The sequence below is a fragment of the Pantoea sp. X-Soil-ISGK-275 genome, from assembly GCF_059730795.1.
On record NZ_AP035976.1, the window covers coordinates 3770211 to 3785060 of the forward strand.

Annotated in this window: 11 protein-coding genes; 1 reads left to right on the forward strand and 10 read right to left on the reverse strand. The window is 55.7% G+C overall.

Annotated features, from left to right (window positions below):
- Positions 1 to 8 precede the first annotated feature (8 nt).
- Both aaeA and aaeX read right to left on the reverse strand, forming a co-directional pair.
- Positions 9 to 938, reverse strand: a complete 930-nt coding sequence (gene aaeA / locus AC6I8A_RS17450; protein WP_497818837.1) for a p-hydroxybenzoic acid efflux pump subunit AaeA — start codon at positions 936 to 938, stop codon at positions 9 to 11.
- A gap of 10 nt (positions 939 to 948) precedes the next feature.
- Positions 949 to 1152, reverse strand: coding sequence for a p-hydroxybenzoic acid efflux pump operon protein AaeX (gene aaeX / locus AC6I8A_RS17455; protein WP_007891984.1), 204 nt, complete (start codon positions 1150 to 1152; stop codon positions 949 to 951).
- 259 nt (positions 1153 to 1411) lie between these two features.
- Here aaeX and aaeR point away from each other — a divergent pair, with 259 nt between their 5' ends.
- Positions 1412 to 2329, forward strand: coding sequence for an HTH-type transcriptional activator AaeR (aaeR, locus tag AC6I8A_RS17460; protein WP_277967321.1), 918 nt, complete (start codon positions 1412 to 1414; stop codon positions 2327 to 2329).
- 32 nt (positions 2330 to 2361) lie between these two features.
- Here the strand turns inward: aaeR and tldD are convergent, their stop codons facing one another.
- From tldD to csrD, 8 genes are all read right to left on the reverse strand, one after another.
- A complete protein-coding gene (gene tldD / locus AC6I8A_RS17465; RefSeq protein WP_061720201.1) occupies positions 2362 to 3807 on the reverse strand; it encodes a metalloprotease TldD in 1446 nt (481 codons plus the stop codon).
- A 64-nt stretch (positions 3808 to 3871) separates the two neighbouring features.
- A complete protein-coding gene (gene yhdP / locus AC6I8A_RS17470; protein WP_497818838.1) occupies positions 3872 to 7690 on the reverse strand; it encodes an AsmA2 domain-containing protein YhdP in 3819 nt (1272 codons plus the stop codon).
- Positions 7691 to 7736: 46 nt separating this feature from the next.
- Entirely contained in the window at positions 7737 to 9206 is a 1470-nt protein-coding gene (gene rng, locus AC6I8A_RS17475; protein WP_061720203.1) for a ribonuclease G, read from the reverse strand.
- A complete protein-coding gene (locus AC6I8A_RS17480; protein ID WP_265298621.1) occupies positions 9196 to 9789 on the reverse strand; it encodes a Maf family protein in 594 nt (197 codons plus the stop codon). Before AC6I8A_RS17480 ends, rng begins: the two co-directional genes overlap by 11 nt.
- An 8-nt stretch (positions 9790 to 9797) precedes the next feature.
- Positions 9798 to 10286 carry a rod shape-determining protein MreD gene (gene mreD / locus AC6I8A_RS17485; protein ID WP_008101987.1) on the reverse strand — a complete coding sequence of 163 codons (489 nt, stop codon included), beginning with the start codon at positions 10284 to 10286 and terminating at the stop codon, positions 9798 to 9800.
- Entirely contained in the window at positions 10283 to 11317 is a 1035-nt protein-coding gene (gene mreC, locus AC6I8A_RS17490) for a rod shape-determining protein MreC (protein WP_008101989.1), read from the reverse strand. Before mreC ends, mreD begins: the two co-directional genes overlap by 4 nt.
- A gap of 156 nt (positions 11318 to 11473) precedes the next feature.
- Positions 11474 to 12517, reverse strand: coding sequence for a rod shape-determining protein MreB (gene mreB / locus AC6I8A_RS17495; RefSeq protein WP_007891976.1), 1044 nt, complete (start codon positions 12515 to 12517; stop codon positions 11474 to 11476).
- Positions 12518 to 12827: 310 nt separating this feature from the next.
- Positions 12828 to 14774, reverse strand: a complete 1947-nt coding sequence (gene csrD, locus AC6I8A_RS17500; RefSeq protein ID WP_293792365.1) for an RNase E specificity factor CsrD — start codon at positions 14772 to 14774, stop codon at positions 12828 to 12830.
- Between the last annotated feature and the right edge of the window lie 76 nt (positions 14775 to 14850).

A 14850-nucleotide genomic window follows, 5' to 3' on the forward strand; every position in this document is an offset into this window, starting at 1 on the left:
GCCCTCGCTTAACCAAACTCACGCAGGCGATTGAACAACTGCGCCAGCGGCGAGACTTTGGTTTCGCGATCCTGCGCACCGGTAATCACCACCGTTGCGGTGGTACCGGCCGGGAAGCGGTTGCCCGGTTGCTCATCGAGACGAATACGCACCGGCACACGCTGCGCCAGACGTACCCACTCAAGATTCGAGTCGATGGTCGCCATGCCTTTGCTGTCGCTGCTGCTGCTGCTGTTGGTTACGCCTGCCGCGATGCTGTCGACGGTGCCGCGCAGCACTGCGTTGCTTCCCAACGGCGTGATTTGCGCGCGGAAGCCAGGACGCACGCCATCCAGCTTGGTCTCTTCCATATAGGCCAGCACATAGAAGGAGTGCTGCTGCACCAGCGCCACGGCGACTGAACCGCGCGTGATAAATTCGCCCTGATAAACATTAAGGTTGGTGACCCAGCCGTCAGATGGCGCTTTGATGGTGGTGCGATCGAGATCGATCACCGCCAGATCGCGCGTGGCAACAGACTTCGCCAACTGATGCTCGCTGGTTTGCAGATCGTTGTTGGATTGCTCAATCGCTTCACGCGACATAGCGCTGGTACCCAACTGATTGCGACGCGTGGCTTCACGGCGTTTTTCACTCACCAAAGCCTGGTAATATTCGACATCCGCCTGGGCTTCATCCAGCGCTTTTTGGTAGCGCGGACGGTCAACCACAAACAGCGTATCGCCTTTTTTCACCAGTTGGTTATCGTGCACCGGCACGTTAGTGATGATGCCGGTGACGTCAGGCGAGATCGCCACCACATCGGCAGAGAATTTGGCATCACGCGTCCACGGTGATTCGGTGTAGAACACCCACGCGCGGAAGATGATCACGATGGCGATGACAACCAGCAGGAGTGTAATCGCGTATCGCGCGATTTTTCTTATTAGCGCTTTCACTTAAAGAACCTCAGACGAATAAACGGGATACAAGGTAAAACACACAGCAATACAGCGCGGTGTTAAACAGTGCGGGATGCCAAACCAGATCGTAGATCCCGCTGGGCGTCAGCACGCGTTTCACCAGCCAGAACAGCGCCAGTGAAACCAATAGTTCAACGAAGATGGGCGGAAAACTCAGCCCGAATACGACAAATACCGGAAGCACACTCATTTCGGATCCTTAGTTCGACCTTGCCGGATTGCACCGATACCTGCCCACATGCCGAGCGGCACGTTGGGTTTACGATCAGGGGATGACGGATAAACTGATGGCAACATTCAGGCCGCGTTGAGCTAATCATAGCGTATCATCGGGTTAACACAGCCATGTACAGGTGCAGTGAAGAGACCCAGCGACGCGTATAGTAACGCGCTTGACTATACGTTTTCTACATATTGTGAGCTAAATCACTTTTTAGCCAGAGTAAACAATGGATCGACTTAAAAGCATGTCCATTTTCGCCAAAGTGGTTGAATTGGGTTCATTTACCGCCGCAGCGCGCCAGCTACAGCTTAGCGTTTCGTCTATCAGCCAGATTGTTGCCAAACTGGAAGATGAATTACAGGTCAAATTGCTTAATCGCAGCACGCGCAGCATTGGTCTGACCGAAGCAGGAAAGATCTATTTTCAGGGCTGTCGTCGCATGTTAGCGGAGGCATCGCAGGTGCACGAGCAGCTGTATGCCTTTAACAACACGCCGATCGGTATTCTACGCATCGGCTGCTCATCAACGATGGCGCAAAATGTGTTATCGGCGATGACCAGCGAAATGTTACGCGAATATCCGGGTTTGAGCGTCAATCTGGTGACGGGCATTCCTGCACCCGATCTGATCGCCAACGGGTTGGATTTGGTGGTGCGCGTGGGTGCGTTACAGGATTCGAACTTGTTCTCGCGTCGGCTGGGTGCGATGCCGATGGTAGTGTGCGCAGCGAAGAGCTATCTGGCGCAACACGGCACGCCAGAGAAACCCGGCGAGATCGATAATTTTTCCTGGCTGGAATACAGCGTGCGCCCGGATAACACGTTTGAACTGGTTGCGCCGGAAGGATTGGTGACGCGCCTTACGCCGCAGGGCCGTTTCGTCACCAACGATTCGCAGACGCTGATTCGCTGGCTAAAAGCGGGATGCGGTATCGCCTACGTGCCATTGATGTGGGTGATTGATGAGATCAGCGCGGGGGAGATCGATATTCTGTTCCCGCAATATCACTCGGAGCCGCGCCCGGTGTATGCGCTCTATACCGAGAAAGATAAGCTGCCGCTGAAAGTGCAGGTGTGCATTGATTATCTGACCGAGTATTTCAGGCAGGTAGCGCAGCAGTATCAGCAGCATCGGAAAGGTTGAAGCAGGTCGCCATGAATGGCGACCCTATAATTTTAGGCGGTGCCACCTACGGTGATTTTATCCAGCTTCAACGTTGGCTGACCCACGCCAACCGGCACGCTTTGTCCCTCTTTACCGCATACGCCGACGCCTTTATCCAGCGCCAGATCGTTGCCAACCATCGAGATCTGCTGCATCGCTTCAATGCCAGAGCCAATCAGCGTGGCACCTTTGACTGGCGTAGTCACTTTGCCTTTCTCGATTAGGTAAGCTTCTGAGGTGGAGAACACAAACTTGCCGGACGTGATATCAACCTGGCCGCCACCAAAGTTCGGCGCGTAAATGCCGTACTCCACGCTTTCAATGATATCTTGCGGCGTCGATTTACCCGCCAGCATGTAAGTGTTGGTCATACGCGGCATTGGCAGGTGCGCGTAAGATTCACGGCGACCGTTGCCGGTTGGATTGACGCCCATCAGACGCGCATTCAACTTGTCCTGCATGTAGCCTTTCAGCACGCCATTTTCAATCAGCATATTGTACTGGCCCGGCACGCCTTCATCATCGACCGCCAGCGAACCGCGCAGACCTTCAATGGTGCCATCGTCAACCACGGTACACAGCTCTGAAGCCACCAGCTGGCCCATTTTGCCGCTGAATACCGACGTCGCACGACGGTTGAAGTCACCTTCCAGACCATGCCCGACCGCTTCATGCAGCAACACGCCCGGCCAGCCTGCGCCCAGCACCACCGGCAACATGCCAGCGGGCGCCGCCACGGCGGAAAGATTGACCAGCGCCATGCGCACCGCTTCACGCGCCCAGGCATCGGCACGCACATCACCGCTCTCGTCGGCGAGGAAGAATTCATAACCGGTACGCGCACCGCCGCCGCTTGAGCCACGCTCCCGTTTACCCTGATCTTCCACCTGCACGCTGATGGACAGACGCACCAGCGGACGAATATCTGCTGCCAGCGTACCGTCAGTTGCCGCCACCAGCACTTGTTCGTAGACGCCGCTCAGGCTGGCATTCACTTCCTGCACGCGCGGATCGGCAGCACGCGCCACTTTATCGACGCGATGCAGCAGGGCAATTTTGTCTTCACGCGTCAGGCTATCCAGCGGATTGACGGGCGCATACAGCGAACGGTTCAGGACCGCCGACAAGGTGTGCGCTTTGCCGTTGCCTTGCTCACGCACGATGCTACGCGCCGCTTCAGACGACTGACGCAGTGCATTCAGGGAAATCTGGTCAGCGTAGGCGAAACCGGTTTTCTCGCCGCTGACGGCGCGGACGCCCACGCCCTGATCGATATGGTAAGAACCATCTTTGATAATTTTGTCTTCCAGCACCCAGGATTCGTGGAAACTGGACTGGAAATAGAGATCGGCATAATCCAGACGACGTTCTGAAAGCTGCCCTAACAGGGAGTAAAGGTCCTGCTGATTAATGCTGTTCGCAGTTAGCAACTGCTCACTTACCAGATTCAGAGTCATCGTTTCTCACTCATTATGTGCTCGGATAGTCATAGCCTGCGGCAATTACCCGACGGCGTCAAATTCACTTCTTATCGTCTACGCGCGGTTTACGCAGTACTTCATTGATTTCCGGCTTATCCAGCGGTCCGCTGATGTGATAACGCAGTAGCGAAATCTTATTCCACAGCGGCCCCAGCACTTTACTGGCGGCGAACACAGCTGCGCCAACCACCGGATTGATCACAAAGGCGGTGGCGACGCCGACCGAGGCGGAGATTTCCGGGGCGACCACCGCTTCCATATCGATCTGACGCTTCACCAAATCGATGTTACCCTTCATGGCGATATCCGCTTCCAGGCCATCCACCAGCAGGTTATCGGTGCGCATCACGCCGTTTTCAATCCATGCGGTGCCGTTAATCGAATCGAAATAGAAACCATCACTAAAGGTGTCGCTGAAATCGAAGCGCATCTTACGTAGCAAGGCATCGAAGCTAAACAGACGCAGCAACTGTCCCGCGCGACCGGTATTAACATCGGCGATCTGGCCTTTGCCAAAGTGGCTTTTCAGCGTACCGCTCAGCGTCTCTACCGAGGGTTGCCACGGCGCAGAACGCCAATGCAGATCGTAATCGAGTTTGAACGGTGCGTCGCGCAGCGGCGTGTTCATGCCAAACCAGTTGGCGGCGTCATTGATATTGTCACCGCTCAGGCTGCCCTTCAGCGAAGTGCGCTGATCGCCGGGTTTATTCACCCATTCACCCGCCACGTTGAGCTTCGAGCTGCCAGAATCAATCGAACCGTTAGTAAGTGCTAACGTATCGCCTTGCGGCTGCAGCTTCGCCTGCATGTGACCGAATTTCTGTCCGCGCAACCAGCACTCATCACAGTTAAGCTGCAATGCTGGCCAACTACTAAAGTTGATGTTGCTGCTGTTGCCGCCAAACGGCGATGATTTTCCATCGCTTTTCTCAGTCCATTCAGGATTGTAGTAAAGATAGCTCAGGTTGATCTGCCACGGTGACTGCTGCGCCGTCTGCAAACTGCCGCGTGCTTCACGGCTCTCCAGCTGCAAACGCGTGTTGCCGCCTGCGCCCTGCGTGACAGTGGCGTTAACGTCGTGCCACTGCTGACCACCCAGCGTCAGCGCCGGTGTCCGCAGAATAAAATCGCCAGGCAGCAATGCGCCGCCCACTTCAGGCTCGCCCTGCGCACTGCGTGAACTGCCCTCGCCAGCCATCATCCCTATCCAGGCTTCGCCATCCAGCGGCGGGAGATTCAGCTCCATGCCGCGTTTTTCCGGCAGCTTCGGTGTGCTTTTCGCATCGTTAAGCCAGATACCGCGATCAACGCGCAGCTGCGGCTCCAGAATCCAGCGGCTATTGAAACGATGGTGATCGCGTACGCTACCGCTCAAGGTAAAGCCTTTGAGATCGCCCTCCGCATTGATAGTAATCGGCATCGCTTCACCGGCCGCTTTATCCAGCGGTGCAGGTAAGTGACTACTTACTGCTTTGCCCTCGCCTTGCAGTGCAACTTTGTAAGTCGCGCCACCTTTGTGCGGCAACGTGATGTCGACATTGCCCTGCCACGGTAAAGAGCCACCTAACTGACGCGTGATGGCGTCCGGCAGCACCTTGAGTTTACCTGGCTGCCAATCGCCCAACAGCTTGACGTTCACGCCAAAGTCGTTGGGATTCTCTTGCGTACTAAAACTCACCCCGGTTGGCTGCCCGAACCAATTGGCTTGCAACTCTTCACTCTCCAGATTGCCGTTGTTGTAACGGAAGCGGCCGGTGAGATTGTTCAGCGTGGTTTTTAACGGTTTGATATGCAGTGTGTTGTTGTTCAGCACCACATTGCCGCTGGCATGCACCTGCTCGCCATCCAGCGGAATATCGAGATTGAGTTTGCCGCGCACATTGCCGCCAATCTGCAACTCCTGCAACGCCGCGCCGAGTGTTGGTTTCAGTGGCGTTTGCTCGAAATAGTCGGCGATTTTTTTGCCTTCGCCGCTGATATCGCCATCGATAATCAACTTCTCTTTCAGGTAATCCGGGATCACCGCGCTGACGTTGCGCGCATCAACTTCGCCGAGTTTGGTTTGATCGGCTCTCATCCACAAACCGTTGTTGAGGAAGTCGAGATTGATGTCGAGATTTTCCAGTGCAGGCCAGCCGGGCTGGAACTGGAAGGTGGAGTTACGCAGCGGTACCCAAACTTCAAACATGCCGTCATTGTGCTTAAACGGGAATAGCGCGGGATCGCCAGCAAACAGCAGCGTGGCGTTATCCACTTGCCCGCCTTTAATCGCGTCGCTGAGATAGTGCGTAAGATCGTGGCCCATCAGCTGCTGCGGGAAGTAGCGCCACGCATCGCCGGCATTGGTGACACGAATCCCGGCGAGAATATCAAGGCGCGGCGCGGTCCCCAAATTCTGCTGGTAGCGGAAATCGCCGCGTGCCCACAGCGAGCGCGCCTGCACATCCAGCTGATGTCCATCCAGCGTTAAGCCGTTGGCATCACGCAGCCAGTTAAGCTGGCCAGTGATCTGTTTAATCTGCAGCGGAGCCTGAAACATATCGCCGTACGGTACTTCCGCCTGGCCCATCGCCACATCCAGCAAACCGTTGTTTAAGCTGCCGCTGGCGCTACCGCTGAGATTGCTGATACCCGGTAGCAATTCCCACTGTTGCCAGGCGAGATCGCGCCACTTCGCCTGCAAACGCGTTTGCTCCGGCTGCTGCAACGGGATATCCAGCGCCAGCGCATCAATGTGGCCGCGCGGTTGCAGCGAACGCCAGTTATCCAGCAAAGTGGGGGAAAGTGGCTTAAACAGCGGCACGATCGGCGCCAGACGTTCTAAGTCGAGTTGGGTGGCACGCACGCGCACTTCCGCCGCACTGTTGGCGCCGAGCATCTGCTTATCTTCCGGCTTCCACAGCAGAGAAAAATGCCCCGGCGCCCATGCGATGCCGTCGGTGCTCAGTCGCGTTTGCGGTACCGAAAGGCTCCAGCCATTTTGGTAGCGCGACAAGTGCGCGGTTAAGCCATCGACCTGCAATTGATGATCGCCCTGCTCGCCGCGCCAGCGCGCGCCGCCTTTGCTCAGCAGCAAATCACCGGCGTAGAGATCGCCATCACGCAAATTCGCCCACGCAGCCAGACTGAAACGCGCGCTTTCAAGGCTGGTGTTGTCACGCAGCCACGGGCCAATCCACGGCCGCACATCAACATCATCGGCCTGCATCCAGATGCGGCCATCGCTGAGTAAACCGTTGCTGTCGTTCAGATCAAGCCGCACCTGCACCACGCCATGCTGGCCGGTAAAGCTGGAGAGGCTCACTTCGCCTTCCGCGCGATGACGGGTATTTTCGTTCAGCCAGGTAAGGCGTGGAATCGCCAGTTCGGCATGCTGGCCGGACGGCGTCAGAAAACGGATGCTGCTGTCGCGCAGATCGAAGTGATCGAACTGACGCAAAAACAGATCGTTAATTTGCGCCGGTTTGAAGCTGTTCTTCTGTTCATCGCTGGTGAACAGCGGATGGTTGGTTTCGAGATGCAGCTGCCAGAAGGTGAGATCGCGGAATTGCCAGCGCCAGTGCAGCAGCGATTGCCAGACATTGAGCGCCAGATTGACGCGGCCGATGGTGAGTTGACCATCTTCCTGCATCGAGATGTTGAGATCGCGCACCTGCAGCGTCGGGCCGAAATTCTCCCATTTCCCTTGCAGTTCGCTGGCATCGACCGTGACGCCGCTGACGCGTGAGATCGTCTGCAGAATATCGCTGCGATAACTGTTAAGGTGCGGCATCACGAGGCGCAACCCGCTGACCAGCAGCGCCACAATTACGATGATTGCGGCGAGCAGCAGTAACAAAATCCTCGGCAACCGCCTCACACACCTCTCCTTGCAGTCCGTTGGCTTACGGAACTTAACCTCACGATCACATCATGACGACATCAAACTGCTCTTGGGTATAGAGCGGTTCAACATGAACTTTCACCTGCTTACCGACGAAGATTTCCACTTCCGCCAGCGCGTGTGACTCCTCGCCCTTCAGCGCGTCACCCACCGCGGGGGAAACGTACACCAGGAAGCGGTCAGAATCGTAGGCGTGATGCACGCGCACAATTTCACGCATAATTTCATAGCAGACGGTTTCCACCGTTTTCAAGGTGCCGCGCCCTTTGCACACCGGGCAATCGGCGCACAGCACATGTTCAATACTTTCTCGCGTACGCTTGCGCGTCATCTCCACCAAACCCAGCGCAGAGAAACCGTTGATGCCGGTTTTCACCCGATCTTTGCTCAGCGCACTCTCCAGCGAATGCAGCACGCGACGGCGATGTTCGTCGTTACTCATGTCGATGAAATCGATAATGATGATGCCGCCGAGATTACGCAGTCGCAGCTGACGCGCGATAGCTTGCGTCGCTTCAATGTTGGTATTGAAAATGGTTTCGTCAAGATTGCGGTGCCCGACAAACGCGCCGGTATTGATATCCACCGTGGTCATGGCTTCAGTTTGATCGATGATCAGATAGCCGCCGGACTTCAGCTCGACCTTGCGCTCCAGCGAACGCTGGATTTCGTTCTCAACATCGAACAGATCAAAAATCGGCTGCTTACCGCTGTAGAGCTCCAGCTTGCTGGCCATTTCCGGAATGTATTCGCTGGTGAATTCCACCAGCAAATCGCAGGTCAAACGTGAATCCACGCGGATGCGATCCAGCGCAGCACCGGCGAAATCACGCAGTACGCGCTGTGCTAACGCCAGCTCACCGTACAGCAGGCAACGCGTCTGATTACGCTTTTTACGCTCGCTGACTTTGGTCCACAAACGTTTCAGGAAAGCGGCATCCTGCGACAACTCTTCCGAACCAATGCCTTCGGCGGCGGTACGAATAATAAAGCCGCCGAGATCGTCACAGTGCGCCGCAACCACCGTTTTCAGTCGTTCGCGCTCGGCTTCGGTCTCAATACGCTGTGAGACGCCAACGTGTGATGCGCCAGGCATGAACACCAGATAGCGCGAAGGCAAGGTAATGTCGGTGGTAAGGCGCGCGCCTTTGGTGCCAAGCGGATCTTTCACCACCTGCACCATCAAATCCTGGCCGGGACGCACCAGTTCGCCGATGTCGCGCACCACAAAATTTTTCTTCTCATCACCCGCCACGCATTCGGTGTGCGGCATGATGTCGGAGGCGTGCAGAAAGGCGGCTTTTTCCATGCCGATATCGACAAAGGCCGCCTGCATACCCGGCAAGACGCGACTGACGCGTCCTTTATAGATGTTGCCCACGATGCCGCGTCGTGCTTCGCGCTCAATGTGGATTTCCTGCAGAATGCCGCCATCAATGTAGGCAACACGGGTTTCCGAAGGTGTCACATTTACCAGCAGTTCAGCCGTCATCTTGTCCCCTTAACGCTCGCAGTGACTGAAAATGACTCAGCAGCTCACCGGTCTCAACCAGCGGCAATCCCACCACGGCGTGATAGCTTCCATTAATCTTGCGGACAAAATTGCCGCCAAGGCCCTGAATTCCGTACGCGCCGGCTTTATCCATCGGCTCGCCACTGGCGATATAGTGCGAAATTTCCTCCGCCGTCATCTTGCGGAAGGTCACGTCCGTGGTCACCAGGCAATCCAGTTCACGCTGTTTATCAGCCAGCGCTACGGCGGTCATCACCTGATGAGTTTGTCCCGACAGCTTACTCAGCATCGCGGCGGCGTGCGCGGCATCCTGCGGCTTTTCCAGTACTTCACCGTTCAGTACCACAATGGTATCGGCACCCAACACCGGCAGATCCTGCGGTGCGACCGCGACGCCCGCGTGCGCCTTATCTGACGCCAGACGACGCACGTAAACTTCAGCCGCTTCTTCTGGCTGACGCTGCTCTTCTACGTGGGTAATCAGGCGTTCAAATTGCAGACCAAGCTGCGTTAACAGCTCACGTCGACGCGGTGAACCGGATGCGAGGTACAGGCTAATCATAGTATTCCTTACTGAACAGCGAATTGACGGCGAATCTTTCTCATCAATAAGAATAGCCAGGGCCACAGGACGCCGTCGACCACACTACTCCAGAAGATTTCCGGGCGGAATGAGACGTTGATCACCAGGAATTCTGCCCAGAAAACAATCACATCCACCGCAAGGGACAGCACCATAACCATTAATGCCTGCTGCCACAACGCTAAGTTTCGGAATAACTGAAATTTAAAGGCCACCAGATACGCGATGATGCTGAATGCCAGCGCACGCACGCCCAGCGTTGAGCCTGCCACCAGATCCATGATGCCACCGAGGAAAAAACCGGTACCAACATTCACCCGATGCGGCAGCGCCAGCACCCAGTAAATCAGGATCAGCAACAGCCATGAAGGCCGGAACATGAAGATCTGTTCCGGCCACGGCATGATTTGCAGGATAAGGGCAATCAGAAAGGACAGCCAGATAACCCATCGGCCCTGGCTGCGATATCGACTCAAGGCTGGCCTCCGCGTGTGTTCGCAGAATTCCCTTGCGAACGACTGCTATTAGCGGGTTGCGGTGGCCCCATTTGCTGCGATGACTGCAAAGTATCCGGTGCCGGTGGGCCCATTTCGCCTGCTGGCGGCAGAACCTGCGGCATCATCTGCATCAAACGTTCGTTGGCAACGCGATGCACTTCGTCCGGCGCCATCGGTGCTACGCCGTTACGATCCGCGCCCCACAGCAGCAGCAGATAGCGCAAACGCTGCAAGCCAGCCGCTGGACGCGCCTGAATCACCGTGTAAGCACGCTGTGTATCGACTTTCACCGAGGAGACCACGCCAACCGGATAACCTTCCGGGAAGCGACCGCCCAGGCCAGACGTGACCAGCACATCGCCGACGCGAATGTCGGTGTTGCCCGGCAGATGTTCCAGCTGCAGATCTTCGCTGCAGCCATTACCGGCGGCTATCACGCGAATATCGTTACGCAACACCTGAATCGGCAATGCATGCGATGCATCGCAAATCAGCAATACGCGGCTGGTAACCTGACCTACTGCAACCACCTGACCGACAACCCCTTTATCACTGATCACCGGCTGACCTTCGTAAACACCGTTTACGCTGCCCTTGTCGATAACTACCTGATCGGTGTAAGGATCGGTGCCGGTGGAGATCACCTGCGTCACCATCTTGTGCTCATCCTGGCGCAGCGGCGAGCCAAGCAGTTCACGCAGACGCGCGTTTTCCTGCTTATATTGCCCCAGCATCAGCAAGTCACTGTTTTTCAGGAAGAGCTCACGGCGCAGTGCTTTATTTTCCAGCTCCAATTGCTGACGTGACGCCAGCGTTTCGGAAACGCCATCAAGAAGTTGTCTTGGCCCGTTGGCCAAAAAATAAAATGGACTGACCGACGTGTCCAGGTAGTTGCGGATCTGGGAAAAGGAGCTCACGCGGCTATCAGCGATAATAATCGCGATAGCCACAATGACTGCCAGAAAGAGGCGCAACTGCAGGGAAGGTCCCCTGCTAAAAATCGGCTTCATAAATTCTGCGTGTTCCTCGACATCAGGGAAGAAGCGTTAGCCTTATAGCCAACGCCTCCAGGGCTGGACGCATCTCGCCGTCGTGCGTTGCAGCAGCAGCGTCAGCATAGGCGCTATTCCCTGCGCAATTTGACCAGGGCCTTAGCCGTTGAGGAATTACTCCTCGCTGAACAAATCGCCGCCATGCATGTCGATCATTTCCAATGCTTTACCACCGCCGCGTGCTACGCAGGTCAGCGGATCTTCTGCCACGACCACCGGAATACCGGTCTCTTCCATCAGCAGGCGATCGAGGTTACGCAGCAATGCGCCACCACCGGTCAGCACCATACCGCGCTCGGAGATGTCAGAAGCCAGTTCTGGCGGGCACTGTTCCAGTGCGACCATCACCGCGCTCACGATACCGGTCAGCGGTTCCTGCAGCGCTTCAAGAATCTCGTTCGAATTCAGGGTAAAGCCACGTGGCACACCTTCTGCCAGGTTACGGCCGCGCACTTCAATCTCGTGCACTTCATCGCCCGGATAAGCAGAACCGATACCGTGCTTGATGCGCTCCGCAGTCGCTTCACCGATCAGGGAACCGTAGTTGCGACGGACATAATTAATAATAGCTTCATCGAAGCGGTCACCACCAATACGCACAGAAGAGGAGTAAACCACACCGTTCAGCGAGATCACTGCCACTTCAGTGGTACCACCACCGATATCAACCACCATCGAACCGGTCGCTTCAGAAACCGGCAGACCTGCACCAATCGCCGCAGCCATTGGCTCTTCAATCAGGAAGACTTCACGCGCGCCTGCACCTTGTGCAGATTCACGGATGGCACGACGCTCAACCTGGGTCGCACCCACCGGTACGCAGACCAGCACACGCGGGCTTGGACGCATAAAGCTGTTGCTATGCACTTGCTTAATGAAGTGCTGCAGCATTTTTTCGGTGACGAAGAAGTCGGCGATAACGCCATCTTTCATAGGACGGATAGCAGCGATATTGCCCGGCGTACGGCCAAGCATCTGCTTAGCGTCATGACCGACAGCCGCTACGCTCTTTGGGGAGCCGGCACGATCCTGACGAATAGCAACCACAGAAGGCTCGTTCAACACGATGCCTTGTCCTTTCACGTAAATCAGGGTATTCGCGGTACCCAGGTCAATGGACAAGTCATTGGAAAACATGCCACGAAATTTTTTAAACATACTAAGGGATAATCCTGCAAGCTGGGGGCGGAAAATAAAATCCGCCTACTTTACCAACCACGCGAAGCCGCTACAAGGCGCAAAAACGTTCTGCTTCGGTGAAAAAATACGCTGAATACTTTTTTGGCCTGATGGTAGGGTCTTTTGCCGCAGTTAAATGGCGTTAACACGCCGTTTTAACCTAAATTCTCCCGGCGATAGCGGGCAAATTTCGACATAAAATCTAACATTTCCAGCCTCCAGCATCGCGCGCTCCGGCACAAATAAGCGAGAAAAACAGCCATCAGCCTGCATTTCGCGCGCTGAAGGTTTAAATTCGATAACGTTGTGAGTGTTTCTTTACGTTACTGTTGACCGGCAACGAGGGCGCAAAGAAATCGCCCTGCCCGCCAGAAACCCCCAATCCCGACAGCGTTTGCCACTCCGCGCGCGTACGCACGCCGGCGGCGAAAACCTGTGTCGGTGATGACTTACACACTTCCAGCAAACTCTGCACAAACAGCTGGTTTTCAGTACGCCGTTCAATATTGCGTACCAAACCCGGCGCAAGTTTAATCACTTCTATCGGGAATTGCTTAATATAGGCGCTGCTCACCACCGTCAATCCGGCCTGAACCACTGCAATGCGACAGCCAAATGCCGTTAACATATGGAAAACCGGCACTAAACGGCTGATGTGTTGACAAACGTCGGCCTCAGCAAGTTCAAATAAAAAACGTTTTCTTTGCGATTTGCTGCACTGCAGCAGCAGTTTTTGCAGCCAGCGTTGAAAAGGCCGCTGCAACAGCGAGTCAATATTCACGGGTAGTGCCAGGGTTTCATCCGGCCACATTTCAGAGAGCGCCGCAATGCGCGCCACCAGCTGGCGATCCCAGCTGTCGGTCATACCCAGCTGCAGCACCAGCGGCATAAACTCCGCCGATACCACTTCTTTGTCGCCATCGAACACGCGCGTCAGCAATTCGCGATGATGGACTTTTCCATCCAGCAGCACCGCCGGTTTCTGGTACAGACGCGGGCCACCACGATTGAGTGTGTTCTCCAGCAAGGTCCGCCAGCGCACGCTGCCGCGCCCCATGTCCAGCGTATTGCCTTCGCCAACCGACCAACTATTACCGCCCTGCAATGTCGCACGCCGCGTGGCCATCTCCACATTTTCCATCACCTGCGAGACACTTTGTCCGCTGCGCCACGCGCTGATGCCAATGTGGATCAAATCATCGCGATCGACCATGCGCATCGGCGGCAGTGAATCGACGGCATTGATCAGTTGGTCGGCAATGCTGTTGGCTTCTTTTAGAGTGCGATGCGGCAGCAAGACGGCGAAATCACTGCGGAAGTAACGTGCCAGCAATGCGCCCGGATAGCGCAGCACAAAGGTCGACAGCATATTAATCAGGTCAAACAGATACTCTTCCACCAGCGTTGGGCCGAGGGTTTCGTGCAGGGTATCGAGATCCGGCAGGCGCACCATCATCACCACGCCGTGCGTGCCAACATCTTCCTGATCTTCCAACAACGTCGCCAACTGGTTATCGAAGAACAAGCGATTGTTGAGACCGGTACGCGGATCCTGCGCCGCAAAGGTGCGAATTAAGGTATCGATGCGTAAACGCTGCTCGCCCGCTTCCTGCAAATCGCCCAGAAGCGTATCGATGGCGCGACTGGCTTTCGGCGGCCACTCCGCTGCATGCTCGTCAGGCGAGCAGCGCTCCCCGGCCAGAATGCGGTCGGCGCGCGCTTCTAGCTGTTCCATATTGTGCCAGCGCCGATTGAGCCAGCGGTTAGTCATAACCAGCAGCACACACATGATAGCGACGACAGTAAACAGGACCACCAGCGTATAAGTGCCGGTAAAGGAGCGAAACAGGGTTTTGGCGGGATCGAGCACCACCACGCGCAGTTCAAGGCCCGGTGAATGCGTCAGGGGCAAATCGAACTGCACAAAGCGATTCGGCTCATCCTCCAACATCGGATTTTCGTGGCGGGCTAAACTGAACACTAAGGTATCGCCATTCAGCAGCTGCATCTGTTCGGCATTGACCACCGGCATCATGCGCGTTAGCCACTGCGTGATCTCATGCGGCGATTGTGAAGCCAGGGCTTTATCCACTTCAGTCGCCAGCGTTTGCATACGCGTTTCCACACGCTGTTGCGACAGCCAGATAAAACTAAAAGCGCAGCCCACCAGCATCAATATCATCGCCAGTAAGCTTAATAAGGTAATAAACGCAGAAAATTTAGTTGTTAATCGCATCCCTGTGCCTGCATTACTGCGGTTATGAACGGTGTTAATCCGTTGGCGCCACTCCGACCACTGGCGCAAACCTGAG